Origin of the sequence: Aristophania vespae (assembly GCF_009906835.1) — a bacterium.
Taxonomy (GTDB): domain Bacteria; phylum Pseudomonadota; class Alphaproteobacteria; order Acetobacterales; family Acetobacteraceae; genus Aristophania; species Aristophania vespae.
The window spans coordinates 1273073-1298298 of the sequence record NZ_CP047652.1 but is presented as its reverse complement, the minus strand read 5'-3'; the positions used below and the strand labels follow the sequence as shown (position 1 = coordinate 1298298).

The 25226-nt window shown below is 42.4% G+C and carries 24 protein-coding genes and 2 pseudogenes; 12 read left to right on the top strand and 14 right to left on the bottom strand.

The features are described 5' to 3' along the window. Positions 1-88 precede the first annotated feature (88 nt). The 6 genes from GT348_RS05865 to GT348_RS05840 are packed head-to-tail and all read left to right on the top strand — an operon-like array spanning position 89 to position 5800. Positions 89-1288 carry a hypothetical protein gene (locus tag GT348_RS05865; protein WP_160618909.1) on the top strand — a complete coding sequence of 400 codons (1200 nt, stop codon included), beginning with the start codon at positions 89-91 and terminating at the stop codon, positions 1286-1288. Then, a complete protein-coding gene (locus GT348_RS05860) occupies positions 1285-2157 on the top strand; it encodes a hypothetical protein (protein ID WP_160618908.1) in 873 nt (290 codons plus the stop codon). The genes GT348_RS05865 and GT348_RS05860 overlap by 4 nt, the downstream gene beginning before the upstream one ends. Beyond that, the gene (locus tag GT348_RS05855; protein WP_160618907.1) at positions 2154-2687 is read left to right on the top strand and encodes a hypothetical protein; all 534 of its coding nucleotides are present in this window, start codon (positions 2154-2156) and stop codon (positions 2685-2687) included. The genes GT348_RS05860 and GT348_RS05855 overlap by 4 nt, the downstream gene beginning before the upstream one ends. Next, entirely contained in the window at positions 2688-3851 is a 1164-nt protein-coding gene (locus GT348_RS05850) for a hypothetical protein (RefSeq protein ID WP_160618906.1), read from the top strand. Then, positions 3848-5287: an NADH-quinone oxidoreductase subunit D-related protein gene (locus tag GT348_RS05845; RefSeq protein WP_236646434.1), complete on the top strand. Its 1440-nt coding sequence runs from the start codon at positions 3848-3850 to the stop codon at positions 5285-5287. Before GT348_RS05850 ends, GT348_RS05845 begins: the two co-directional genes overlap by 4 nt. Positions 5288-5299: 12 nt before the next feature. Next, positions 5300-5800, top strand: coding sequence for an NADH-quinone oxidoreductase subunit B family protein (locus GT348_RS05840; protein WP_160618904.1), 501 nt, complete (start codon positions 5300-5302; stop codon positions 5798-5800). Here the strand turns inward: GT348_RS05840 and GT348_RS05835 are convergent. Further along, positions 5746-6642: a CDP-alcohol phosphatidyltransferase family protein gene (locus tag GT348_RS05835; protein ID WP_408865159.1), complete on the bottom strand. Its 897-nt coding sequence runs from the start codon at positions 6640-6642 to the stop codon at positions 5746-5748. The two genes, GT348_RS05840 and GT348_RS05835, sit on opposite strands and share 55 nt — an antisense overlap. A 5-nt stretch (positions 6643-6647) precedes the next feature. Beyond that, a complete protein-coding gene (locus GT348_RS05830; RefSeq protein ID WP_160618902.1) occupies positions 6648-7325 on the bottom strand; it encodes a phosphatidylserine decarboxylase in 678 nt (225 codons plus the stop codon). A 98-nt stretch (positions 7326-7423) separates the two neighbouring features. Between GT348_RS05830 and gloB the strand changes: the two genes are divergently transcribed. Next, positions 7424-8128, top strand: coding sequence for a hydroxyacylglutathione hydrolase (gene gloB / locus GT348_RS05825; protein ID WP_160618901.1), 705 nt, complete (start codon positions 7424-7426; stop codon positions 8126-8128). Here gloB and nadC read toward each other — a convergent pair. The 11 genes and pseudogenes from nadC to GT348_RS05770 all read right to left on the bottom strand — a co-directional run bounded on the left by nadC (position 8125) and on the right by GT348_RS05770 (position 18388). Beyond that, positions 8125-8993, bottom strand: a pseudogene (nadC, locus tag GT348_RS05820) (carboxylating nicotinate-nucleotide diphosphorylase). The gene gloB and the pseudogene nadC overlap by 4 nt on opposite strands. Positions 8994-9000: 7 nt before the next feature. Then, positions 9001-10494 carry an FAD-binding protein gene (locus GT348_RS05815; RefSeq protein WP_160618900.1) on the bottom strand — a complete coding sequence of 498 codons (1494 nt, stop codon included), beginning with the start codon at positions 10492-10494 and terminating at the stop codon, positions 9001-9003. Continuing rightward, a pseudogene (gene nadA / locus GT348_RS05810) lies at positions 10491-11416 on the bottom strand (quinolinate synthase NadA). The gene GT348_RS05815 and the pseudogene nadA overlap by 4 nt, the downstream one beginning before the upstream one ends. A gap of 170 nt (positions 11417-11586) precedes the next feature. Further along, a complete protein-coding gene (locus GT348_RS05805; protein WP_236646433.1) occupies positions 11587-12471 on the bottom strand; it encodes an NUDIX hydrolase in 885 nt (294 codons plus the stop codon). A 4-nt stretch (positions 12472-12475) separates the two neighbouring features. Then, positions 12476-13576 carry a hypothetical protein gene (locus GT348_RS05800; protein ID WP_160618899.1) on the bottom strand — a complete coding sequence of 367 codons (1101 nt, stop codon included), beginning with the start codon at positions 13574-13576 and terminating at the stop codon, positions 12476-12478. A gap of 204 nt (positions 13577-13780) precedes the next feature. Beyond that, positions 13781-14245, bottom strand: coding sequence for a 5-fold beta-flower protein (locus GT348_RS05795; RefSeq protein ID WP_160618898.1), 465 nt, complete (start codon positions 14243-14245; stop codon positions 13781-13783). Between the two features lie 591 nt (positions 14246-14836). Continuing rightward, entirely contained in the window at positions 14837-15577 is a 741-nt protein-coding gene (locus GT348_RS05790) for a lysophospholipid acyltransferase family protein (RefSeq protein ID WP_160618897.1), read from the bottom strand. Positions 15578-15600: 23 nt separating this feature from the next. Further along, entirely contained in the window at positions 15601-16233 is a 633-nt protein-coding gene (locus tag GT348_RS05785; RefSeq protein WP_160618896.1) for a YdcF family protein, read from the bottom strand. Further along, positions 16230-17141: a cell division FtsX domain-containing protein gene (locus GT348_RS05780; RefSeq protein ID WP_160618895.1), complete on the bottom strand. Its 912-nt coding sequence runs from the start codon at positions 17139-17141 to the stop codon at positions 16230-16232. The genes GT348_RS05785 and GT348_RS05780 overlap by 4 nt, the downstream gene beginning before the upstream one ends. Positions 17142-17150: 9 nt before the next feature. Further along, a complete protein-coding gene (locus GT348_RS05775) occupies positions 17151-17873 on the bottom strand; it encodes an ATP-binding cassette domain-containing protein (RefSeq protein ID WP_160618894.1) in 723 nt (240 codons plus the stop codon). A 71-nt stretch (positions 17874-17944) separates the two neighbouring features. Beyond that, on the bottom strand, positions 17945-18388 hold the full coding sequence (locus GT348_RS05770) for a hypothetical protein (RefSeq protein ID WP_160618893.1): 444 nt from the start codon (positions 18386-18388) through the stop codon (positions 17945-17947). 140 nt (positions 18389-18528) lie between these two features. Here GT348_RS05770 and GT348_RS05765 point away from each other — a divergent pair, with 140 nt between their 5' ends. From GT348_RS05765 to GT348_RS05745, 5 genes are read left to right on the top strand one after another with little or no spacing between them, the layout of a single operon-like run. After that, on the top strand, positions 18529-20391 hold the full coding sequence (locus GT348_RS05765) for an ATP-binding protein (protein WP_160618892.1): 1863 nt from the start codon (positions 18529-18531) through the stop codon (positions 20389-20391). Continuing rightward, the gene (locus GT348_RS05760; RefSeq protein WP_236646432.1) at positions 20391-22328 is read left to right on the top strand and encodes a response regulator; all 1938 of its coding nucleotides are present in this window, start codon (positions 20391-20393) and stop codon (positions 22326-22328) included. The genes GT348_RS05765 and GT348_RS05760 overlap by 1 nt, the downstream gene beginning before the upstream one ends. A gap of 54 nt (positions 22329-22382) precedes the next feature. Continuing rightward, on the top strand, positions 22383-22967 hold the full coding sequence (gene hslV / locus GT348_RS05755; RefSeq protein ID WP_160619462.1) for an ATP-dependent protease subunit HslV: 585 nt from the start codon (positions 22383-22385) through the stop codon (positions 22965-22967). Continuing rightward, complete coding sequence (gene hslU / locus GT348_RS05750; protein WP_160618891.1) at positions 22964-24289, top strand: ATP-dependent protease ATPase subunit HslU; 1326 nt, start codon at positions 22964-22966, stop codon at positions 24287-24289. Before hslV ends, hslU begins: the two co-directional genes overlap by 4 nt. A 45-nt stretch (positions 24290-24334) precedes the next feature. After that, positions 24335-24784 carry a SufE family protein gene (locus tag GT348_RS05745; RefSeq protein WP_160618890.1) on the top strand — a complete coding sequence of 150 codons (450 nt, stop codon included), beginning with the start codon at positions 24335-24337 and terminating at the stop codon, positions 24782-24784. 65 nt (positions 24785-24849) lie between these two features. Here GT348_RS05745 and GT348_RS09175 read toward each other — a convergent pair whose 3' ends face one another. Then, positions 24850-25206, bottom strand: coding sequence for a hypothetical protein (locus GT348_RS09175; RefSeq protein ID WP_201740033.1), 357 nt, complete (start codon positions 25204-25206; stop codon positions 24850-24852). Between the last annotated feature and the right edge of the window lie 20 nt (positions 25207-25226).

Below are 25226 nucleotides of genomic sequence, written 5' to 3'. Positions count from 1 at the left end.
TATCTCCTATCGAGATATTAGCCTGCTTTATAAAAATGTCTTTTCAGAAAAGAAAAGATTTTTTGACTGTCCGGAATTTTATAGGGTTATGGCTTTTGTCCCAGCCTCTTTAAGTTTGTTAACACTTAATGCTGAACTGCAAGCCTTATGTGTGGGGTGTGCTTTATTTTGCCATGCACTCCAAAGAGAAAATTCATGCCCAATATCTTATATGATAATGGCGCTTTTGCTATTGGGATTATATCCAGCTTTTTGGAGTGTATGTTTAGTTCTGCCTGTTTTATTTTGGCCTGATCATTATAGAAAAGAAAATCAAGCTCATTATGATTTATCTTATATCTTGCTGGTTGGTTTAGCTTTAAAAATTGGTGCAAATGAAGTACAATATTGGTTAATATCGGTTATAATATTATCTATTATAATAATATTATGGACTATTTATAATAGATTAGAAAATAATATAGTTTTTTTGCTTAATAGTGTTTCTATTATACGTTCAATATTGCTTACCGGCATTTTGCATGAAGCGATTAGTGCCCATTCTTATATAGCAGCCCAAGCTGCTATTTATGCTCTTTTGATAGATGTAACCTGTCAAATATGTACACGCTGGGGAGGAAAGTGGCGTAGTCTTAGGCTTATTGTGCCGCCTTTACCAGGCTTTGTGGCTTTATGGTTTGGGATTAATGCAACTTTAGCCATGTCTAATGAGACAGGAGAAGGGATCGTTTTATCGCTTGGCCTTGCATTAATTTTGGGCCTATGTTCACTGGCTGAATCATGTCTGACCGCTCTTACTTTACCCAAACTATGCTTAGAATGGGCTTTTATAGGAAAAGCGGCGCTTTTCCTTTGCGTTGTAACAATCATGGCTATAGTGCTTGGGCCACAATATGATAGTCATATGTCACTGTCATTAAGTCATATAAGGACGTGGTTTTTCGCGGTTCAAAATCAGCAATATTTAGCATTTCCAGCCTTATGGATGTTTATAATGACCATATGGTTTTGCTGCGTTTCGCCTCGTTTTAAAATAAAAAAACCGCCTATTTCATTAAGTGTATCTGAGATGTTTAGGGCCGAATTGAGCATTTTTTTAATGCCCCATTTTAATATGAAGTTTTTTGTAAAACGTCCTTGGCAGAGATTATTTGTTTTATTCTTAAAACAATGTCAGCCACGTTTTTTAATGGCAAAATTAGAAGAAAAGAAAATTTCTAGCTTTACTCTGCCAATCTGGCTCTTTTTCCTTGGGAGTATGTTGGCAATGGTTGGCTTTGCGTCATGATAGATGCACAGTCTTATTTCAGTGTGATTATATTTAATGGTTTAACTCTATTTTTATTAATTACGCTTTTACCTTTTTTGAGCTGGACCTTAGAAACCTTACCAGTTTCTTTGTCAGGTCAGAGAGGCTTTTCGCTCAGATTTTATTATAAGAGAGCCTTTCAGGCAGGAAAGTACATTTTCAAAACGGGTCTTACTTTTAAAGAAGGCATTTGCTGCGTTTTTGTTACCCTGACTTTGCTGGCTCTTCCAAGTTTTTCATTAAGTAAGCCTTTATTTCATACGCCGTTTTTAGCTTTTTGGTCTGACCCGCTCCTCATAGGAACAGGTCTGGTTTTGGTAAGATTTTATTTTTTGCCAGCACAGTCTTTGTTGCTATTAAGCGGCAGTTTTATAGTTCTGTTATGGACGGAACTTTTATTAATGCTTTTAGTGCCACAGCTCCATAACGGAGCCTTATTTCATAATAACGATGCCTTAGAGTTTGATGCTTCTCTGAATGGTGTGCTGACCTGCTCAGCTCTGGCCTTGCTTTTGACGGCTCCTGCTCCTTTTCAGGAAGATATTATAAAAAGACCTTATAATTTAAAGGAGTTCCATCAAAATAACCGAGTAGAAAATAAGCGTAAACGTGAATTTTTAGTCTTGTTCCAGGCTATATGGGTCATTTTTTTGAGTGATCTCATGTTTCCCGAACTATGTGGCAAAGTGGGTATAAGTGCCCTATTAACTTTTTTATTGCGTACTTTTTGTATCATTTTGATTTGCACATTCTGTAGCCTGGCTCAGACTGAAAAAAATATACGCTACATATCGCTCCTTTTAGGTCTTGGTCTGTTATTTGCTCTGGCTGGGCGGTTTACAGCATGAGTATTGGATTTGCGCTCTGTTTTGTTTTTATCTTTTTATCATTAGGACGTGACGCAAAATGGCTTGCCTTTTATGGCCTTGCCTGTGCGTTTACTGTTTCAGTAATTGGAAATGGCCCCGTCACCTTGGTCTCCTTCCTTTTACTCTTAAGCTTAAATTTTTTTGCATGGTTATTTTTACGGCAATTTACAGAAGAAGAACGTAAAGAGTCTCATATTTTGGCTTCTGTCCTGCCTGTGGCATTAACCATTATATTGCTGCTTATATTGGCGTTGGCGGGGTCTAATCTGGGGCTTGTTATGATCCTGGCCCTCGGTTTGACAGTGGCGAGCTTATGTATTGTGGCGAGTGGGGGCGCCCTTGTGCAATTTTGTGGGCTTTTAATGGCTGCAGATGGTTTATTCGTAGTCGCCTGTGTTTTTTCTTCCTGGACGTTGTTTTTCACAGCTCTTGCTTTGTGGGGTGTTATGGCGCTTTTGGGAGGAGTGTTATTACCCCGTTTGGCCTGGCGCAAAGTAGAGGAACGCTAAATGTCTTCTCTTTCTGCTGTTTTGCTGCCTTCTGTGGGGCTTTTTGCCGTTTTATGTTGGCCTTTTTTAGTGGCATGGCTCTTATGGGTATCGCGCAGAACGGGTCATGTTAAAAATTTGGCTGCTGTAGGCGCTATTTTTACTATTGGGGCGTTAGTACTTTTCCCTTCGCGTCTCGATCTTTTGGCAATAATGTCAATTGGCGTGGCAAGTTGCTTGCCGCTTTTATTATTTTGGCTTCCTCAGACTGAATTATCAGGTGCTGCTATTTCAACCCCAAAAGGGGAGCGCTTGCCTTTTCTCATTATTGGCTGTGTCTTAATGGCGCTATGTCTGTCTTCTGCATTGGCAATATGTGTTTTTATTGGTGCAGGATGCGTTATTTTAGCCTGGTGGGATGGCCAATCAACGCGCCGTGCCCTAGCGGCCTGGTCTATGGTTCGACTTAGATTATGTGGCGTTATACTGGGAATTTTGGGAGCGGCTTTATTGCATGAGGTGCCTAATGCTCATGCCGAGGTAACAGGAGAAATATTAGGGCTGGTTTTTCTGATCATTGGTTTGGGGATGATGGCCGGGTTGGGAAGCTCTTCTAATCAGACAGCTTCTTTTGTTCTGTTAGATATTGCTTTGCGTTTTGCAGCCTTAACCTTGATGTTGCGCCTTGGTTATTATCCTTTTGCCCGAGATATGATGCTTCTTGCCGGGGCAATAGGTTCAGTTATCAGTGCTCTTTTTAGAAGGCGAGAAGATGCTTTTTTGCTTTTTGTAACGTCTCTGGCCAGTTTTGCAGCAGCGATTCAGTCCCCGCTTGCTTTTCTTTTGCTTATGATAGCGGCTTTATTAGGGATGGGCATAAAGTGGCATTACCAAAGTTTGAAAATAAATTCTTTTGACTTGCCTGAATGGTGCGTGATTCCGATTTTTTTTGTGGCCCTAATGATAATAGGGCGTGATTTATCACCATTTTATTTAGGGGTGATGCTTTTGTCAGTGCTATTAAGCTGCCGTAATATTGATTTTATAAAAGGGGTTCAACATCATTTTGTAAGCTGTCTTTCACTGGATTATTTCACAAAAATTATGCTCTTTCTCATTGGCTTTACAACAATTATGGGAGCCTGCCTTATGCCTTACTCTTTCTCAGTAGGGTGGCATCCATGAGCGGTATGAGCCAATTTTTGCGTAAAGGGCAACGTATTGGTCTTTCGCATTATCTATTGGAAAGTGAGGATTGGACAAAATTTTTGAGTCTAGCGGGGCGTCCTCTTCCTTTATTGGCTTGCTGGGCTGATGAAGAGAAAGCAACAATTTTACTTTTAGAAGGTGAAAGCCCTGTACTGGTCAGTACTCCTATCAGTTTGCGGCGTTATTACGCTCCTTCCAGTCATTATCCTGTTGCATCATGGGGCGAAAGAATAGCGCGTGATTTATGGGGCGTAGAGGCTTTATATGCTTCTGATGATGCGCCTATTTTAGATGACGGTAGCTGGACGCAAACATGGCCCTTATCTAAAGAAAGATTAGACGTGCAGGGAGGTGGTCTTTCTTATCCTCAGTGCCTGCATATTTCGCCACATTGCACGACTTTACCAGGCCTTGTTGGGTTAAATTATGAACTTAAGCACGGATATATTGAAAGCTTAACGGTCGATATTGCGTCTGCTCACCGTGGGATTATATCCCAATTGCAAGGATTAACGCCAAAAGAGGCTTTACCGCTCATATCAAGAATAAGTGCTGGTGGCTTTGTTGCTCATCCCTTGGCTTTTATCCGGGCTTATGAGCAGGCACAGGGTATATATCCTCCTCCTTATGAACGCGATACACGTCTTATCCTGTTAGAAATAGAGCGTGTTAGCCTTCATCTCTTCGATTTGGCACAAACGGCGCGCTTTGCAAAAGCATCGCTTTTCGCAACTTACTGCGATCAGACACGTGAGATCATTGCGTCTTTATGTAGTGCTCATGGTATGACGCGCCGCTTAACAGATATGATTGAGTTAAAAGAAGGTGATCATAATACTATTGAAATAGTGCCTTTAGCCCAATCTATTAGAGATAGTCTTGCTTCACGTTTGGATATGTTGAGAGATCTGTATCAGCTTTACGCATCACGTTTTAAGAACCAGGTGATTTTATCCAATGATACAGCGTGGCGTTATGCTATTGGGGGCGTTATAGGCAGGGCAAGTGGCCGTTATATTGATATGCGCCGCGGGGATGTCGGTATGCGTCTTGAGGCTTTGCGCTCTTCAGGAGGGCAGGGGGGTGATGCACATGGACGTAACCTGCAAAGACTGACAGAAATAAGGGATTCCCTCGCCTTAATCAGTGAAATTATTGCCAATTTCGGTGTAGAAGATGCCACTGAACCTTTTGCCGTTACTCAGGAAGGTATTGGTGTGGTGGAGGGCGCAAGGGGTGATATCTGGTATTGGCTTGTTATGGAAAATGACCGAATAAAAACACTTCAGATACGCGATCCGGCTTTAGCTGTGATGACTGCTTTTAATGAGATGTTCCACGGTTTAAGGCCTGACCAGCTTCCTTTTGCTTTAACATCATTGGGCTTTTCCCCTGCTGCAATCGCTTTATAGGAACTAGTCCTCATGTCAAAGCATTCTGCCCCTGTGACATGGCTTTTTGCCTTTTGGGAAACAAGACAGAACAGGCCAGCCCTTAAAAAACGTGTTCGTGCTCCAAGGCCTATCAGGCTTTTTTCGTTAGAAACGGGAAGCTGTGAAGGATGTGCGATGGAAATAGCCAGCCTTGCAGGAGGGGCTTATTCTCTTAAAGCGAGCGGCTTTGAAATGGTATCAAATCCGGGTGAGGCCGATTGGCTTTTAGTAACAGGCGCTGTAACACGTAGTAACGCAGGAGCCTTGCTGGAAGCCTGGCAGGCCATGGCTGATCATAAAATATTAGTGGCCATTGGGGCTTGTGCGTTAAATGGGGGGCCATTTACAGCCCCTTATACATCTTTGGGAGGGGTGGAGAAAATAAGCCGTTTCTACCACCCAATTGCTGGTTGCCCCCCATCTCCAGAAGAATTACGTCAAGCTTTATTAGTACTGGCCGATAAAGTGTCTTCTTCTTTTTCTGCCTCGTGAACAGCTTCTGCCTCTTTTCTGAGGCGCCAATAAGAGCGGCGCGAAAAGGGAAGTAAAATGAGGTAAAGAAGACCCGCTCCTGCCAAAGCCCCCCAGGGTTCGGAGACTAAAATCGCAGCATAAAGACCCGTTCCTAAAAGTAGGGGTAACACAATATAAGAAGGAACTTTAAAGTTCTTGAAGGTCCAGACTGGCAGTGTTGAGATCAGCAAGAGTGCTATTAAAATTAAGCAGGTGGCTATGAGGTAGGGAGAGTGAGAAAATGCCTCAATAGTTTTCCAACCATTATGATGGGCTTCTAAACCCAGAAACACTGGAAATAACACTAAGCCACCACCTGCCGGGGCTGGTACACCGGAAAAGAAGCTAGCGGCATATTCTGGTTTGTTATCGTCATCAAGTGCTGCATTAAACCGGGCCAGGCGTAAAGCCATACACACAGTAAACATAAGGCACGGGATAAAGGCAAAACGCATGGTTGGGGGCAAGCCCCACATCATTAAGACGATAGGCGGAGCCACTCCAAAACAGACAAAATCAGACAGGCTGTCAAATTCTGCTCCAAAGCGTGATGTACCTTTTAAAAGGCGGGCAATGCGGCCATCCAGGCCATCAATACAGGCAGCAATAAGAAGAGCAATAACAGCGTGTTTAAAATTGCCTAATAAAGCGAATTTTATTCCGTTAAGTCCTGCACAGAGGCCCAACATGGTTAGCAGATTGGGAACCAACCTGTTAAATGAGAGCCCTCGTACTCTTACACGCCTTCTATGACGCCGTGTTGTCTTGGGAGGTTGTGTATCATGTGAGGGGCGAGGGGGGAGCGTTTCAGTCATGGTGATGGATGTTATAGTTTAGCTATAACTGTTTCCCCTCCAATCATGGTTTGACCTTCTGAAACACAAGGTGTCACACCTGGGGGAAGATAAATATCAGTGCGTGAACCAAAGCGGATAAGTCCAAAGGTTTCGCCTGCTTCTAATTTATCACCTACGGATACTTCACATAAAATGCGGCGTGCAATTAATCCTGCAATTTGCACAACAGCAATTTCTCGTCCGTCTTTTAACTTTACGCAAAGCTCATTGCGTTCATTATCAACTGACGCCTTGTCGAGACTCGCATTTAGGAACTTGCCATGATGATAGGCGATTTTTGTAATTTCACCACTGACGGGCATACGATTAATATGAACGTCTAATACGGATAAAAAAGTAGAAACGCGCCAAACAGGGTCGCTTCCCATTTCTAGTGCAGCAGGAGGAGGAACCTGGGCAATAGAAGTGATACGGCCATCAGCTCCAGCCAGAACAAGGTTACTGTCCTGCGGAGAAAAGCGTTTGGGGTCACGGAAGAAATAGAGGCAAAACCCTGCAAAAGCAAAACTTGCTTTTCCTAAAACACGGGTAAAACGCCAAGGCGTAATCTTACCGATGAAACTACCCGCTAGACCAGCAGCTATAAAAGGATAGGCAGCCCGGTGTGGGGGAGAAAGAACAAGTTTGAAAGATTGAATTAGGGACATATTGTTACTCTTTGCTTCCCCTCATGACAGCTTGATTAAGAGACCATAGGGACGTGTATTATGAGAAAGGAAATAACCTTTTGGAAGGATTATTGCAAATGTCCATACAGATTAAGCCAATTCCCGTCCTAAATGACAATTATGCTTGGCATCTTTACTCTTCTGAAGCTGCTATAATTTTCGATCCGGGCGAGGCGGCACCTATCGAAGCATTTTTGCAAGATAAGCCTCTTACGGCCATTTGTATTACGCATCATCATGCAGATCATTTGGCAGGTGCCGCCCGTTTGAGAGAGCGTTATAAAGCCCCTATTTATGGACCGACAAATATTAGCCATTTAGCTGATCATCTGCTTAAGGGCGGAGAGACTCTAAATTTTAACGACATAAAGCTTCAGGTTTATTCCTCTCCGGGTCATGCTAAGGGACATATTACTTTTTATAATGAAGCTATACCGGCCCTGATGAGTGGAGATGTTTTATTTAGTGGGGGCTGTGGGCGCTTATTTGAAGGAACGGCGGCAGAACTTTTTCACAGCCTGCGCGTTTTTGATCATTTGCCTGATCAGACACTTCTTTGCGCAGGGCACGAATATACCCAAAGCAATATGAATTTTATCGACTCTTTGGGTATAAAATCTGAAGCATTTTTACAGAGAAAATCAAAGGTAGAAGAGTTAAGAGCAAAAAATAAGCCCACTCTTCCGGTAACGCTAGGTGAAGAGCGTGCTTATAACCCTTTTTTAAGAGCAAAAACTATTGAAGAATTTGCTCATATAAGAAAACTTAAAGATGTATTTTAGGATAAAGGAAGGAAATCCAAGCCAATATCCAATGCATTAACGCTATGGGTAAGCCAACCCAGAGACAAGATATCGACCCCAGTTTCAGCGATCTCACGGGCATTATGTGGCGTAATGCCACCTGAAGCTTCGGTAATAGCACGATTATTAACCATTTTTACAGCTCGACGAAGCATGGAGGCTGACATATTATCCAGTAAGTAGGCATCGGCCCCTCCATGCAGAAGAGCCGTTTCAAGCTGCTCAAGATTATCAACTTCAAGTTCTATTTTCATTAAATGCCCAGCTCTTTGGCGCGCAAGCTTCAGGGCTGTGGCTATATCGCCGCCTAATAAAGCGATGTGATTATCTTTTAACATAATGGCATCATCTAATCGGTGACGGTGATTACGACCCCGCCAGCACGGACAGCATATTTTTGCAAAGCCCTCAAGCCTGGTAATGTTTTGCGGGTGCAACAAATACCGACATTACAGCTTTGTACTTCTCTCTGAATTATTGCAGTTATGCTCGCAATGCCACTGAGATGTGATAAAAGATTAAGGGCAACGCGCTCGCCCCCTAAAATGGCTTCTGGCGGGCCTTCTATACGCGCAATGATATCACCTGGCATGATGATATCGCCATCTTGTTTCACATAATGAAATTCGCAGTCTTTATTGAGAAGCTGGAAGGTAAGGCGAGCACCGGGCAGACCGGCGATGATGCCTTTTTGGCGGGCTTTGAAACAGGCTTTAATTCGTCTGGTTGGTTCAGAAAGAAGTGCCTGTGTTGTAACATCTCCTCCTGTGCCCAAATCTTCATAAAGAGCTGTTTTGATAATTGGTTCCCATAATAAATCGGGTAAATAAAGCGCGTTTGTCATAATGATGTCATTCCATGAGAGATTTTAAGTCAGTGATTGAATAATTAAGTCGCCGGGCTGAAAGATTTGTCTGAGGGTAGTCATTTCGCCAGTGACTCCCTCGTGATTCGGTGCGGTTCAAAGCGGCCCAGGCGATAAAAGAGGCTGTTAATGCGCAAGAATTTTTTTTACTTTCAGGCAAGATTTGAGAGAGAAATTCTTTTAACCCTTCTTCATAGCGTATAATGCCAAGGTGGCTTTCCATTAGAGAATGAAAGGCCCAATCAGATGAAAGAAAAGCTGTCTGATTTTTGAGAGGGGGGTATCTAGTTTGATTTATAGTGTGATGGTCAGAACAATAATCAATATCCTGGGCAATCCATTTCCCTAAAATCAAAGCTTCAAGAAGAGAATTGCTTGCAAGCCTGTTAGCCCCATGAAACCCAGTACAAGCGACCTCTCCATTGGCCCATAACCCAGAAATAGTCGTTCTGCCGTGTTTATCTACTTTCAAACCACCCATGTGATAATGCATAGCCGGTTGAACAGGGATGGGCTCATCATCTGGATTAAGTCCCACAGCAAGGCATGAGGCCGTGATTCCAGGGAAAATTGTGCTAAAGCGTCCTTTATCAAGATGTTGAGTGTGTAGAAAAACCCCTTTTCCTTGAGAGATCTGAAATGAAATGGCCCGCCCTACAATATCACGCGGGGCCAGCTCATCTATAAAACGCTTGCCTTCATTAGTGAGAAGAAGAGCCCCAGCCCCGCGTACAGCTTCACTAATAAGAGGAAGACGGCCTTTTATTTTGTCGGTTTTTAAGGCTGTGGGATGGAATTGAGTAAATTCTAAATCAATAGCCTCTGCTCCAGATTTCAGTGCCAGGCCTAAAGCACAACCTCTGTTATTGAGGGGAATAGTGGTGTGGGTATAAAGCCCGCCAATACTGCCAGTCGCTAAAATGCATTTATTGGTTGCGATATAGCCAGCGCTTGTCCAGAGGCCTTTAAGCTCATTATCTTCGACAAAAAAATCGAGCAGATGATGAGGTGTTAAATAGCAAATTCTCTCCTCTTTCTGGGCCATTTTAACAAGGCTTTTCATGATTAAAGACCCTGTTTGGTCACCTCCAGCAAAAACAATACGGGGATGTTGATGCGCCGCTTCTAAATGAAGTGCTAGCTGGCCATTTTCCTTACGTGTAAGAGGTACGCCCCATTTAAGTAATGTTTCAACGGCCTTAGGACCGGCATTTGTAAAATGACGAACAATTTTTTCATCACATAACCCTGCGCCTGCTTTAATTGTGTCTTGTGCGTGACATTCAGGGCTATCATTGGGGCCAATTGCTGCACTCATTCCACCTCGTGCCAATGCACTTGATGTTCCTTCTCCTCCAATGTGAGGGGCAATAATGAGGCAGGGAGATTTCAGATGTAAGGCTGTTGAATAGGCAGCTAAGCCACCGCCTATAATGACTGGCCAGCCTGTATATTGCGTTAGCAAAGGGAGAGAGGTCATTTTACCAGCAACATTCGCTCAACGGCCCTTCTGGCAGGTTCTTGCAAGGAAGGGTCAATCATGACTTCGGGGAGAGTGTTTCCAGAGCACTCCTTATATTTTTAAGAGTGATACGCTTCATATGAGGACAGAAATTACAGGGGCCTATAAATTGTGTTTTGGGATAAAGAGCAGAAAGATTTCTGGTCATTGAACACTCAGTGATGAGTAAAACCCTTTCAGGTTTGTGGTCATCAACATAGCGAATCATATCAGCTGTAGAGCCTGCCAGATCAGCCGAGGCAACGACTTCTGGGCTGCATTCAGGGTGGGCTATAACAGTGACAGGATGAAAATTCTGGCGGTATGTTTCAATTTCCTGTGGTGTAAAGTCTCTATGCACTTCGCAATAAGCAGGCCATGTATGCATTTTTATGCCTGTTTCTTTTTCAATATTGCGAGCTAAATTCTCATCTGGAATCATAATAACTTCTGGCACACCTAAACTTTCTACAATGCGGCGTGCATTGCCTGATGTGCAGCAAATATCAGTTTCGGCTTTTACAGCTACAGTGCTGTTCACATATGTTACAACCGGTACATTGGGATATTTGGCTTTTAAGCTTCTGACATTTTCAGCCGTAATGCCTTCGGCCAAAGAGCAGCCAGCTTTTAAATCGGGGATTAAAACAGTTTTATCCGGGTTCAAAAGCTTTACTGTTTCGGCCATGAAATGAACACCAGCCATGACAACGACCTGCTCTTTAATGTTCTGAGCCTCACGCGCTAAAGCGAGGCTATCGCCTTTTATATCTGCGACAGAAAGAAAAATTTCTGGTGTTTGGTAATTATGCGCCAAAATAACGGCATTACGCTCTTTTTTAAGCTTTTGAATAGCGCGCGCATCATCAGCATATCGTTCTTCCCATGTCTCGCGAGATATAGCGCCGGCTTTAGAGAAGAATTCCTGAGTGAATGTGGGCGACCGAGCAAAAGCTAAATTGTCATATTCCATCGTTAAAGGCCCCCAATATTAATTATACTCATATTGAGTATAATTAATGAAGCCAAAAGATTTTACTAGTAACTCAAGAAAATTTTATTTTTAGACGGTTATATTTTTAGTGTTTCTTCTGACAAAGGAAGAACAGCACCTGAAAGGTAACAGGCCGCGTCATTTTTCTGGCAAAAACGATATAATGAGGCTGGCCGACCTGGGGCGGAATGATCGCGCTTTCCGGTATTTTCAACTAAATTTTGATGAAGAACGAGCCGCCGAAAATTTGACTTATGAATGAGCCGCCCTGTTATGCATTCCTGAGCATGCTGTAATTGGTTGAGGGTAAAAACTTCGGGTAAAAAATCAAAAATAATTGGGCTATAGCGTATTTTAGCTCGTAACCGAGAAAAAGCTGTCGCTAAAATACGTCTATAATCATGATGCATTTCTAACCCACTATAAGGAACTGTCCTTTCCTTAGATGATTCAGCAACAAGGCCAGCTTCCCATAAAATTTCATAACGAGACAGTACAAATTCATCATTCCATTGAGCATTATTCAAACCGAAATAATGAGTGATACGGGCTTGTTTTTCTGGGTCATTTTTTGCCCAAATCATAAGTTCTTTTTGTAAATATTGGAGAGATTTATTCTCTTGGCGACGATCTTCCCAGGGAAAATAGTCATAAAAAGAACAGACGTCATAATGATCTTGCGGTAATGACTGAGAGATAGCGAGATAAGAGATACTAATCAGCCGTCTTACAGTGCCTGCATCGCTTTGGTCAGCAAACGTATAAAGCTGCTCTACAGAGCGCAAAGAGTTATGAGTTAGGGTATTTGCCCATTGCCGAAAGCCGCGCTGTAAAGAGCGCCGCTTTGCGTCAAGGGCCTGGTTTGGAAGTGTAACCCGGTCTTTTGTTAGCACAAAAGGGCCGTCACTTCCTAAAGTAACCAGAACAGCTATAAGATCTACTTCGCACAGTAGGTCTGGCATTGATTTAATGGCCCGCAAAGGCTCCCATTAATGAAGAGATTAAATTACCCAAAGCGCCTGAATCAAATGAAACGATGTCTCCATCCTTAAATTCAATACTCATCGTCAAAGGTTGCTTAAGAGAATTTTCGTCTTGTCCTATGCGGAGCAGATGGTCAAGAAAAATCTCTGATTCAGCTGTAACGTCACTGCCAGTAATAGCGCTACCATTTTGGTGATAAAAAGAGCGTATCAAGTCCCGCCATGCATCGACTTTTATGGTGCCCCTTCCACTCACATCAGGCATTGTCATCTGGCCTGACAAGGCAAGAGCAGGAATGACTTTACCCTTTTCAGGAGAAGATAAGGCAAATTGTGGTAATTGATAGCTAAGATCCTGAATTAATAATTTTCCGTGATGAGGATAATCGGCATTATCAGGATCAAGATTAACACCAAAGGCAAAATGGAATTTTTGTATGGCTGTTGATGACAAATATTTTTCGAGGCCAATGTGGCCCGTATCTGCATGACTCTCAAAAGCAATATTTCTTAAGTGATGATTAGGCGCAGCATTAAGGGTGAGTTGGCCTTTGACAGAGTCTAATTTGACTCCCGCTTTGTGAGTAGATGTCGTGACTATGCTTGTCAAAGAGTCAAAGGTGAATGGAGAGGAATATGTACCGCTTAGAGGAATCTCTTTAGGAATAAAAAAATGAGCATTATCAGAAATAAGAAATTTTTCGCCATTTTCTGATGTAAGACGTAAAACTGATTTGCCCTCTAATGTCAGAGGAAGAGCATTAGGGTTAAAAAGGCTCTTGCTCCAGAAAGCCCAGGATCCTCCAATTTTCATGCTGGTGCCTGAAAAGGCAATTAAGTCATTATCTGTCTTTAATTGCATAGCAGGCGATGAGAATTTTGCCCATGCGCCGATGGGCCATCCTCCTCTTTGTGCTATGTCTAAACGAAGTTGGGAGCCTGTTTTTTGAGCATTAAGTTTGATTTGTTCGACATGTCCAGTAATGCGACTTTGAGTCCAGAAATAAAGAGCAGTATCTGCACCGAGAAGAATCACGCCAACAGCTAATATAGAGCCTAAAAGTGTGATAGTTTTTTTCTTCATTAAATAGTGATCCTGATTTCGGAGATATCTGAGCGAATATGAAGATGCTTTTATGTCTGCTAAATGCGATATTATCATTACAACAAGCATCTTAGACGCTTATCGTCCTACTCCTAGCGCATTCATAACGTTAGCAGTCAGGCAGGCGATAGAAAGAACGAAAAGCCTCGTAAATGATTGCACTGCGTTGTGCAGAGAAAAAAATTATCCGTGATGCTTTTGGAAAAAATGAGTAAGGAGCTCGAAAGCTGCACCTTTGGCGCCTGGTGGTACGTGGCCTACCGTTTGGTGATAATTATCCGTAACAGTCCCATCTTGCTCAAGATATCCTATTGTTTGGTGGTAATTATTCTCAATAGCTCCATCTTCTTCAACATGGCCTACCGTTTGGTGATAACTATCGCCAATAGTTCCATCTTCTTCAACATGGCCTATCGTTTGATGGTATCTGTCGCCAATGGTTCCATCTTTTTCAATATGGCCTACTGTTTGGTGATAACTATTGCTAATGGTTCCATCATTTTCAATATGGCCCAGCGTTTGGTGATAATTATCCTCAATGGCACCCTCTTTAATTCCACTGCTATCATATGAGGCATGAGCCACAGGGGATAATAAAAGCGAAAACGCAAAAAAAGACATGCTTAAAATAGAACGATAATATGGCATAATAAATTTCCCTTATGACTAAGTGTTATATTTCAAACCTTAATACACGAAATTAATATCATAGAAAATTATAGTTTTTAAACATTAAGACAACGTGCCACTTTTTTGTATATCTATATTTTATTCTTATAAGAGACTTTGTTACGTCTATCCCCTATATTGACGCAAATAAGTAAAATATTGAATATGACTATTCCGTTAATCTGCCCCTTACTTCCGAGAGCTACGACATATTTCAGAATAATTGATCTAATCTTTAGGCATGGCTTAGTGAGGTAATCTACGACGTGGCTCTAAGTTTTTACTATAGCAGAGGGCTACACTAGTTAGATTAAAACGCCCTTTTACACTGCCAATATATAAGAGATAACTTTTTATCCCCAATTTGTAATATACAAGGAAAGTCTCTCCCGATTCACCCTAAGAATAGTTTGGACTCATATTTGTCAAGAGTGTGAAGTGCAGAATCTTAGGTAAATTTTTGGCTAATTTCTGGGATTAAAAGCTTAAAGTATAGTTTCTAGAAAATCCTAATAAAATGAGAGGTAAAAAATGTCTTAAAAGGAGTAATAACTTAACAGAAAGACATATTTAGTTCCGATCCACAGAGTTATCCACAGATTCATAGGTTATTTTGTTGATTTTACACAACTCATCCCAGGCATTATCGAGGTGTTTAATAAGATCACGCCCTTTTGCCGGAGGTAATGGGCGTCCAATCGCTATAATTAAAGTGCCCGAGTATTTGCGCCATATTGATTTTGGCCAAAAAAGACCAGAATTAGTAACTACAGGAATGATGGGCCCTTTGGATTGCCGGGCAAGGGCTACAATACCATTTTGAATAGGAACCTTAACGCCGGGTTTGGTACGTGTGCCCTCGGGAAAAATAATAATCTGTCTTCCCTGATTTTGGGCAGTGGCAGTGTTGTCCATCATATCTCGTAAAGCTTGAGACCCTCCTTTCCGATCAACGGGGATCATACCGCTTAAAAGAAGCATGGGACCAACAAAAGGAATAAGAGTCAGTTCTTTTTTAATGATATAAGCTGGAAGTGTGACATTATTCATCCAGATAAAACCATCAAAAAAAGATTGATGCTGTGAGGCAATCATTACGGGGCCGTCAGGAATATGGTCTTTACCTCTTATTTCGATAGTAATTGAACATAAATGCTCTAACCCCCACAATACGGCCCGCGACCATGCTTTGGCGTAACGCAATGCTATGGTTTTTCTATTAAGCAGGCGAATAGGTAAGGCACCCAGACCCATAGTTAGAGTCAGGCAAAAAAGATAAAGATTAAAAATAACACCGCGTAGCAAATTCATAGACTTTCCTTGGGGCCCTAAAACTAGCTTGAACTAAGACGATGTGTAACGTTAGGGTTATAAAAAATATTACGTACAATGGCACCTAAAAATTTTATATATTCTCGGCATAATATTTTAATTACTTTTGGTGAGTACAGTGTATGTAAATTTCTTGACTGCACCCAATATGGGATAAAATGTAGTTTTGTCCCTGTGCGTTTTAACTCTAATAAAGCACGAGGCATGTGATAGCTTGACGTAACAACAACTAGGTTGTGCTTATCCTTAAGCTTGACCCACTCTGCTGTTTCTTGAGCATTGCCAGAAGTGCTATGTGCTCTGTAACCTAAAGTGATATGCGAGACTAACTCTGGCGGAAAAGTAGTGCTCTGTGCACTGTGAAAAATCTGATGCAAGTTACTATTAGGTTCTACACCTGAAATAAGTAAACGTGCTGAAGGATTTCGTTTAAGCAGATCAAGTGCAGTTTTGACTCGGTTATCTCCTCCTGTAAATACAACAATATCATAATCGCCAGCTTTAATATCGTGAGGAAATGACTCAGTCCTCGTCACGCAAATAATGAAAAAAACAAAACCCGCTAGAAATAAAGATATTATACAGCCTAAAAATGCCCAAATAAATCTGTGTTGGTAAAAAAGGGCTTTATTCATAAGAATTTATGAGACGTAAGCTTAAGTGAACAGTAAGTCAGGCCCCATCCTACCAGACAATTAAGGAGTGGTGATAAAATAATTACAAAACTCCAGAAAAAACTAAAGGGATTATGAAAGAACAGATTATATAAGGTTGTGTTTTCAAGCGGTAGCTGCAAGATGGGACGCAGCATAGATGTTATCCCATTTATGAAGGGAATAAGTACTAGCACACCCACATATCCTCCTAATAAACACCGCCAGCCAAATTGTCGCATAAGACTGCGAAAGAGGTTTTGATGCGAGCACCCTAAATGAGACAATATTTTTAAGCTATTATAATGTTTTATCCATCCACTATGAAGTGACAAAATCACGCCTAAAAAAAATACAAATTCTCCAGTCAAAATCAGAAAAAATGTAATGGTTTTATTAGCCAGGCGGAGAGGGACAGTAAGAGGATGTAAAAATTGAGATGGGGCAGGGGGGAAAACGACAATAGCTTTTGGTTCTTTGGTTACAATATTTTGCTCAAGTGTTTGACGCTCCCCTTCATAATTGACCCTTACGACAATGGGCAAAGGGCCAGGCCAGGAACTTCCCCAATTAGATAATATTTGCGTTATTTCTTCTCTAGAAACAAATTTGATATCAGTTATTTGTTTATTTGCGTGTAATATTTGAAGCAAGTCAGAACTTTGTGCTTCTGGTGATTGGGGAGTGACACTGCCAGCTTGTTGCGAAGGAGGTAAAGCAATAAGAGCGTGATCTTCTAACCGAGATTCCCAACTTTGAATGAGCGCGTTAGAGCCAATTGTCAGATCAATCCCTGCTCCTACAAGCAAAATTGATAAGGCTGCAAAAAAAGGCAGAAAATTAGAGCATAAACGCGGAACAAGTGGAGGGAAGCGTGATAAATAATTCATTTATTTTTTTCAAAACCATCTGGAACGTTTGCTTGAAACTGGTGTTCTGAGTGATTTAAAAGGAGAGCCAGTATCTGGAAATTGTGCTGGCAGATGAATAATGGGGCCGGGTAATAAATGTACTAAGTCAGATGTTTCTGTTGCAATAACGACAGTTGTTTTGCCCGTAGCGATAATTTCTTTAAGAATCGTAATAAGTTTATCCTGGACGTACTGATTAATTGTAAGAGCGAGTTTATCAATCAGTAAAAGGGCGGGTCTATTAATCAGAGCGCGGGCTATAGAAGCTTTGAGTAAGGCTGTATGGGACAGGGTCTTTGGGTAAGATTGTGCATCTTTATCTAAAGAAAGCCACCTTAAAATTGTAGTCGTATCATGGATAATTGTTTTTCGATCATACTGGTTAAGTCTTAAAGGTAGAGCGATATTGTCAAATATTGTCCATTCTTCAATAAATTCAGGATTGTCAGCAATATAGCTAATGCGAGAACGAAGAAAAGATAATGTTTTAGAAGGCATCTTTTTAGAAATATCGTTTCCAAATAAATTGAAGGTGCCTTTTGAAAAAGAACGTTGCAGGGCAAGAATTTCAAGCAAGCTGGTTTTTCCACTTTCAGGGGGCCCCAGGAGCCAGTAATGGCTTCCTATTTCCAAACGGAGAGATAGTGTTTGCTGATTCTGCGGATGATAATCCCGAGAAATAGGAAGCGTTAGATTGTGTAGCTCAATCATTCAAAAACTTAAGCATTAAAATTCTTAACCATTTAATTGCAAAATTTTAAAGTTGTATCGTCTAGTTAGAATTAAAGGCGGCGACCAAGCCATGTTGCAATCGTGGCACAAAGGGCAGCCAAAGCCATGAGTAAAAAACCATCAATGATTAAACCATGAGCGGTTAGGGTATGCCCCATTATGTCCAGGCGAGTCGGAAGCGATTGCGTAATGTGGTTAATGAGTTCTTTTGTTTGAGGGTCACTACTGGTGGTGACAACATTCTGATTCACAACTCCAATGAGGTGAGGCAAAAAAGTCCAGCCAAAGCCAAGAATGAGGGCTAAAGGTGCAAAAAGTTCGCAAACTTGAAGCAAAAAACAAGCTAAAAAATGAAAAACTCCCCAAATGCCAGTCAGGAGAATACGGCCTGCAAAAGGTTGTTTTGATAATGAAGACCGTTCCTTCGAGGAGAAAGAAGGCTGTGTAAGGCGCCTTGTTTCAGGCGATGTCAGTGGTGAAGAGTGATCATTCATAAAGCTTTGAAACCTTTTATGAGTTCAGAAGGGCCAATAGACCTCATCAAATATAGGCTCATTATATTATAGGGCCTATAAGTGACTATAATACCAATGAGCCTATACGCGTTTTTCGCCTAGCGGATAAAGGGGTTATTATGCAAATTTTCCGTCCTGCAGAACTGGAAAAAATTAATATCCTTCTTGTTGAACCAGACGGGGAGGAGCAGGGAAAAATAAAGCACCTCCTTTTATCACAAGGCTTTCATCTTGTCTGTGTAGAGTGTGCTGAGAATGCTTTACCCGTTCTTGAGCAAAGCAGAGTTAACGGGCTGCCAGATTTAATCGTGGTTTGTACCTGGCTTGCTGGAATGAGTGCAGGACAGCTCGTGCGCCGGTTACGTCTTGATGGGTGGCTGCGCTCCATCCCTGTCTTGATGCTCACAGAAGATGTTTCTTCTGGTGTAGAGCGGGATGGTTTGGAAAGTGGCGCAGATGCTTATATTTCGCGTTCTGCTCATCCAGATCTTTTATTTTTACGCATTAGGGCCTTACTCCAAACAGGCACAGAGAGAATCCCGGAAGAAGATTCTGCCAAACTCCGTCGGGCCCGTATTGTTATTGTTAATCCTCCTACCGATGAATCCCTCTTAAATTTTTGGGAAAACGCACAGGCCGAATTCTTAGAAGATGATTTGGATGATGATTACCAGGAAGGCCCAGGGTTAGGTGAGCTTTTATGGAGAGATGGCTATACAGTTACAACAGTTGAACGATCGACCGATTTGATTGAGGGAGGCTGGTTGGGAAGTGGTTCAGCACCTGACTGTTTGGTACTAGTTGACCTTGGTAAGGGAGAAGGAGATTTAGAATTCTGCCAACTTATAGAAAAACGTCGTCAAGCCATTAAGGAAGCAGGGGCGACGCCTTTTCGTATTTTGGGGATTGTTGAAGCTCAAAGATTTCGTGGGCAATCATCTGTTGCGTATTTAGAAGCAGGCATAGATGATCTTGTATCAAGTGACATTTCATTAGATGTTCTGGCACTAAGAATTCGCACTTTAGCTCAAAGGCGCATGGCTGAAGAGAGCTTTCGGCAAAAAGAGTCAGAACGCCAGAGAGCTGCTATTGCTTTAGAGGCAGCCCGTGCCAAAGCTGAGATGGCTGAGGCTTTGGAGCAGGCTAACCAGGAACTTGCTCATACTAACACGCAGCTTATCCAGGCACAGGCAAAGTTGGTTCATACAGCCAAGATGGCTTCTTTAGGCGAACTCGTGGCAGGGATTGCCCATGAAATTAATAACCCCCTTGCTTTTACCATAAGCCATGCCAGCACTGTTGCTGCTAGCCTGGCAGCCTTGAAAACCGAAGTTACATCTGAAGACACACGGAAAAAGATTGAAAAAGGATCGTCTCGACTGGAGGCTATGAAAATAGGCCTTCAGCGCATTCAAAATCTTGTTGTTGGTTTGCGTCGTTTCTCACGTTTAGACGAAACTGTATTTCAGAAAGTAGATGTGGTTGAAGCTTTGGAGATAACATTAACGCTTTTGGCTCACAAACTCGGCAAGAATATTCAGGTGACCAAAAAATTAGAGGCGCCATCTCATTTAATTTGCCAGGCCTCTCTTATTAATCAAGCAGTCATGAATATTATTTCAAACGCAGCCGATGCCATTGCTTCGGGTTATAAAGCGTCTGAGCCTGCTCAGGGTCATATAGAAATTGCGACACATCTTCAAAATGATAGCTATATCATTACTGTTTGTGATGATGGGACAGGCCTAAAAGAAGATGTTCAACACAGGGTTTTTGATCCGTTTTTTACAACCAAACCAGTTGGAGAAGGGACTGGCCTAGGTTTGGCTATCGCCCATGGCGTAGTAGAGGCACATGGTGGCACGATCGAAATTGGTCCTGGATTATGGGAGCATAAGCCTGCTAGTGGTACTTGTTTTAGGCTCGTCATTCCTGTTTACCAAACGCCAGAAGGTTTGGCTGCAAAGGGGCGCGTTAAATAATGTCTCAAGAGACTGCTAGTCAAGAAATGGTTTATTCCAGAACTGATAATGATCGCCCGACTATTTTGCTTGTGGATGATGAAGAGGAAATTCTCATCGCTTTGAGTGATATCTTAGAAGATGATTATACTCTTCTGACAACGACTGACCCTTTGGAAGCCCTGGAGCTATTATCGCAGCACCCAGAAACAGCAACGATTATCTCTGATCAAAGAATGCCAGGCTTGATGGGGGACCGGTTTTTAGCTCGTGCTGACGAAATTTCTGATGCACGTAGCATTCTTTTAACAGGCTATGCAGACCTTGAGGCTGTTGTTTCAGCCCTTAATGAGGGCAATGTACAGGCTTATATCCACAAACCCTGGGAGTCTGAATCACTTCGTACTTTAGTCGCTGAAGTCACTCAGCATTGTCTTTCTCAGAGAGCTTTACGTACAGAGCAAGCTTTATTGCGTGGCTTAATGGAAGCTCTTCCCCTTAATCTTATTTTTTCTGATGCACAGGGGAATTCCATACGGAGTAATGTCAAAGATAAGTTAGATGAATATTGGGGAGATGAAATAACCCATTATCCCCCTGCCTTGCGTGATGAAATTTTAAAAATGCGGGAAGAAACCCGTCGCAATGGGCAGTCAGAACGTCTTGTTGCTGAACAAGTCACAACAAATTCTGGTGCCATAAAAACACGGTGGCATGAGCTCAATAGGCTTACTTTAGCCTGGCCAAAAAATGTCCCTCAAGAGCAGGCCTGGCAAGTCTGTCTTGATCGTGACGTTACGCGTCGCGTGACAATTGAATCTCAGTTGCGTCAGGCAGAAAGATTAGAGTCTCTTGGCACCTTGGCAGGAGGAGTTGCACATGATTTTAACAATCTTCTGGCGGCTATTTCTGGGTCTTTGGAAATGCTTGAAGATGATATTGCGCCTGATAAGCTCCAGGCGCTCCGTTTTTTGCAGCAGGCTAAAGATGCTGTTCAGAGAGGGGCGGCTTTAACGCGGCGTTTACTGCAATTTGGCCGGTCAAAGCAGGATTCACTAAAAGAAGTTCCTATAAGGCGGTTTTTAGCTGATTTAGAAGGAATTTTAGGGCAAAGTCTGCGAGGGGGAGGGCAACGCTGCGAGTTGGTTATTCACCCCGTATCAGAAGGCGTTCCCCTTATTCTGACTGACCCTCAGCAGCTCGAAATGGCCTTGCTTAATCTTTGTGTCAATGCGCGTGATGCTATGCCACATGGGGGAAAGGTTGAGATCAAAGCACGATTAGTGGAGCATAGTTTGAAAAATGCCCCGTCTTACTGTGCACCTTGTCATGCTGTTGCTTTAGATGTGGCCGATGAAGGGGAGGGTATGCCTCCCGAGATTATTGACCGCATTTTTGATCCCTTTTTCACAACAAAAGAGGTAGGAAAAGGCACCGGATTGGGTTTATCAGGTGTTTATGGATTCATTACACGCTGTTACGGCGATATTCGGGTTATTAGTAAGCCGCAACAGGGCACTGTAATGACGTTATTTTTACCCATAGTCACGTCTCAGATTACAGAAGAAAGCTCGAAAGAAAACTTTCACGCAGCAACAGACAATCAGAAAGCGCAAAAACATCGTATCTTGGTTGTTGATGACGAAGATATGATTAGACTGGTTGTTTCTAATTTTCTTGAAATTGATGGCTTGGAAGTCAAGAATGCGCGGAATTTGGATGAGGCTTTAGCTCTTCTTGATAGTGGCTATCACCCTGACCTTGCGATATTAGATGTACGTATGCCCAGCCATGATGGGCCGAGTTGTGCAAGATTTTTGCAGCAACGTCTTCCTAACATAAAGCTTTTATATATGAGCGGGGATGTCGCAAATCTTGATTTGGGAGGGGCCCCCCTTCTTTCAAAACCTTTTACTCAAGAGATGCTGTTACGTTCAGTGCATGAACTTATGAATTGAAGAATTGCCTTGTTAGGGCTTGAGTTTAAAGAACAAATTACCATTTTGGAATTTATGATGAACCATTCTTCCCATGACCCTATTGGGTGGCACGGCACAACAATTTTATGTGTCCGTCGTAACAATCAAGTGGCAATGGCTGGAGATGGCCAAGTGACACTTGGTCAAACTGTCATTAAAGGCAATGCCCGCAAGGTAAGACGTATAGGCCCAGATGATTCCATTTTGGCAGGATTTGCCGGTGCAACGGCAGATGCTTTTACCTTGCTTGAAAGATTAGAAGCAAAGTTAGAGCGTTATCCTGGCCAGTTAGAACGTGCCTGTGTTGAACTTGCGAAGGATTGGCGAACTGACCGCTATCTGCGCAGGTTAGAGGCAATGATGGCTGTTGCAGATAAAGAACGTTCTTTTACACTCACTGGTAATGGCGATGTTTTAGAACCAGAAGATGGTATTATTGCCATTGGTTCAGGCGGAAATTTTGCTCTTTCAGCAGCTCGTGCCTTGCTAACGGTGGATAATTTAGAAGCTGAGGAAATAGCAAGGCGTGCTATGAAAATCGCGGGTGACATATGTGTTTATACCAATCACTCTGTGCGTGTTGAGACCCTTACCAATGAAAAGGGAGCGGATGTATGAGCGGTTCAGAATTAGCACCCAGAGCTATTGTAGCAGAGCTGGATCGTTATATTGTTGGTCAAAGTGATGCTAAGCGTGCAGTAGCCATTGCCTTACGTAATCGCTGGCGCAGGGCGCAGCTTGAAGGCACTATGCGCGAAGAAGTGGTGCCCAAAAATATATTAATGATTGGGCCTACCGGTTGCGGTAAAACCGAAATTGCACGCCGATTGGCGAAACTGGCTAACGCCCCTTTCATTAAAATTGAGGCGACAAAATTCACCGAAGTAGGTTATGTCGGGCGTGATGTTGACAGTATTGTGCGTGACTTAGTCGAAGTGGCACGTTCAATGCTTCGCAAGCAAAAGCGCAAAGATGTTGAAGGCCTTGCGCAGGAAGCTACAGAAGAGCGTCTGCTAGATGTATTGGTTGGCAAAGAAGCTTCGGCTGATACACGGACGCGCTTTAGGCAAATGCTTCATAAAGGCGATTTCGAGGATAAAGAAATCGAAATTGAGCTTTCAAGCGACAAAGCCGCTTCGCAAAATATGGGTAATGGTGACTTACCTCCAGGTATTGTGCCCGGTCAGGTTATTAATCTGAGCGATATGATGCGTAATATGATGGGGCGCACAAAAACAAAGCGAAAAATGACCATTGCCAAAGCCCGCGAACAAATCTTGCGTGAAGAGGCAGATAATCTGTTAGATGATGATGCATTAGATCAAGAATCTCTTCTTTTTACGCAAAATAACGGTATCGTTTTTCTTGATGAAATCGATAAAGTTTGCGCTACATCAGAACAAGGCTCGCGTAGTGGTAATGTTTCAAGAGAAGGTGTGCAACGCGACCTGCTGCCTCTAATTGAAGGGACAACGGTCAATACGAAATATGGTCCAGTCAAAACAGACCATATTCTCTTTATTACGTCGGGGGCATTCCATCTGGCAAAGCCATCTGATTTATTGCCAGAGCTACAAGGTAGACTGCCTATTCGTGTTGAGCTGGCTGGTCTAAATCGTAATGATTTGCGCCGTATTTTAATGGAGCCTGAGCATTCTCTCATTAAGCAATATGTTGCTTTAATGAAAACTGAGGGTGTGACTCTGGAATTTAGTGACAAAGCTATTGATGCTTTGGCTGACGTTGCTGCTGATATTAATGAACGCGTTGAAAATATTGGTGCCAGACGATTAGCCACAGTGTTAGAGCGTCTTCTTGAAGACGTTTCTTTCACGGCTTCTGAGAAAAAGGGTGAGACTATTCACGTTACTGAGCAGGATGTGCAGGAAAAAGTAGCACCTTTGGCTCGTAAGGGTGATTTAAGTCGCTTTATCCTTTAAGAAGATTTTCTAAGGGCCACTTTCCAGAGGTAAAAACATAATAATATGTCAGACCAGATAACGCTTCCTTTCCTGCAACCTCAGGAGCCTAGCGCTGTAGAAGCTATTGATATGATTAAAGAAGAGCTAGACCTCTTTGATGATTGGATGGAGCGTTATCAATATATTATTGAGCTCGGACGCAAATTACCTGCTTTTCCCTCTGAATGGCAAAATGACGAACACCGCGTTCCTGGCTGCCAAAGTCAGGTATGGCTTGAAGCAAAATTTGATCAGGGAAAGCTTTATTTTGCCGGAGCTTCTGATGCGGCTATTGTACAAGGGCTTGTTGCTTTGCTTTTACGTGTTTATTCGGGCAGGCGTCCGGCCGAAATTTTAGAAACAGGATCATCTTTCTTACATGATCTTGGTTTAGTAAAAGCACTTTCTACAAATAGAGGTAATGGCGTAGAAGCAATGGCCCAGTCTATCAGGCAATATGCAGCTTCTCTTTAAAAAACAACTTAGAGATTAACGAAAAAATGCCCTTTTTTATAAGAAAAAAGGGCATTTTTGCGATTTTATTGTTCTGCGGTAGGAGCTTCTGGAACCTGGGCAGTTTTTGCAGGCATGTCAGATTTCATTGCATCTGGTGCCATTGAAGAAGCTTTATTTTGCAAGTTTTCGGCTGGAGCTTTTAAATTCTGCTCTGTAGCCTCTTTGCTATGTTGCATAGCTTCATCTTTTTTGTGAGAAGCGCATTTCGTAAATTTCCCTTTTTCATCGCGGCAATGTTTTTTTGCTTTATGATGTTTGTGACATTTTGCAAAATGGCCTTTTTCATCACGACAATGATGGCCAGCGTTATGAGCTAACGCAGCTTGCCCACTAAGAGCGGTAAAAGTAAGAGCAGCAAAAGCGATACGACGAAGTGTCATGATAATCCCCTTAGGAGGAA

Bases quoted from the DNA above. Each gene is read 5' to 3' on its own strand.
- GT348_RS05865 (WP_160618909.1), top strand. From the start codon at position 89: ATGGCTTTTGTCCCAGCCTCTTTAAGTTTGTTAACACTTAATGCTGAA.
- GT348_RS05860 (WP_160618908.1), top strand. From the start codon at position 1,285: ATGATAGATGCACAGTCTTATTTCAGTGTGATTATATTTAATGGTTTA.
- GT348_RS05855 (WP_160618907.1), top strand. From the start codon at position 2,154: ATGAGTATTGGATTTGCGCTCTGTTTTGTTTTTATCTTTTTATCATTA.
- GT348_RS05850 (WP_160618906.1), top strand. From the start codon at position 2,688: ATGTCTTCTCTTTCTGCTGTTTTGCTGCCTTCTGTGGGGCTTTTTGCC.
- GT348_RS05845 (WP_236646434.1), top strand. From the start codon at position 3,848: ATGAGCGGTATGAGCCAATTTTTGCGTAAAGGGCAACGTATTGGTCTT.
- GT348_RS05840 (WP_160618904.1), top strand. From the start codon at position 5,300: ATGTCAAAGCATTCTGCCCCTGTGACATGGCTTTTTGCCTTTTGGGAA.
- GT348_RS05830 (WP_160618902.1), bottom strand. From the start codon at position 7,325: ATGTCCCTAATTCAATCTTTCAAACTTGTTCTTTCTCCCCCACACCGG.
- gloB (WP_160618901.1), top strand. From the start codon at position 7,424: ATGTCCATACAGATTAAGCCAATTCCCGTCCTAAATGACAATTATGCT.
- GT348_RS05815 (WP_160618900.1), bottom strand. From the start codon at position 10,494: ATGACCTCTCTCCCTTTGCTAACGCAATATACAGGCTGGCCAGTCATT.
- GT348_RS05805 (WP_236646433.1), bottom strand. From the start codon at position 12,471: ATGCCAGACCTACTGTGCGAAGTAGATCTTATAGCTGTTCTGGTTACT.
- GT348_RS05800 (WP_160618899.1), bottom strand. From the start codon at position 13,576: ATGAAGAAAAAAACTATCACACTTTTAGGCTCTATATTAGCTGTTGGC.
- GT348_RS05795 (WP_160618898.1), bottom strand. From the start codon at position 14,245: ATGCCATATTATCGTTCTATTTTAAGCATGTCTTTTTTTGCGTTTTCG.
- GT348_RS05790 (WP_160618897.1), bottom strand. From the start codon at position 15,577: ATGAATTTGCTACGCGGTGTTATTTTTAATCTTTATCTTTTTTGCCTG.
- GT348_RS05785 (WP_160618896.1), bottom strand. From the start codon at position 16,233: ATGAATAAAGCCCTTTTTTACCAACACAGATTTATTTGGGCATTTTTA.
- GT348_RS05780 (WP_160618895.1), bottom strand. From the start codon at position 17,141: ATGAATTATTTATCACGCTTCCCTCCACTTGTTCCGCGTTTATGCTCT.
- GT348_RS05775 (WP_160618894.1), bottom strand. From the start codon at position 17,873: ATGATTGAGCTACACAATCTAACGCTTCCTATTTCTCGGGATTATCAT.
- GT348_RS05770 (WP_160618893.1), bottom strand. From the start codon at position 18,388: ATGAATGATCACTCTTCACCACTGACATCGCCTGAAACAAGGCGCCTT.
- GT348_RS05765 (WP_160618892.1), top strand. From the start codon at position 18,529: ATGCAAATTTTCCGTCCTGCAGAACTGGAAAAAATTAATATCCTTCTT.
- GT348_RS05760 (WP_236646432.1), top strand. From the start codon at position 20,391: ATGTCTCAAGAGACTGCTAGTCAAGAAATGGTTTATTCCAGAACTGAT.
- hslV (WP_160619462.1), top strand. From the start codon at position 22,383: ATGATGAACCATTCTTCCCATGACCCTATTGGGTGGCACGGCACAACA.
- hslU (WP_160618891.1), top strand. From the start codon at position 22,964: ATGAGCGGTTCAGAATTAGCACCCAGAGCTATTGTAGCAGAGCTGGAT.
- GT348_RS05745 (WP_160618890.1), top strand. From the start codon at position 24,335: ATGTCAGACCAGATAACGCTTCCTTTCCTGCAACCTCAGGAGCCTAGC.
- GT348_RS09175 (WP_201740033.1), bottom strand. From the start codon at position 25,206: ATGACACTTCGTCGTATCGCTTTTGCTGCTCTTACTTTTACCGCTCTT.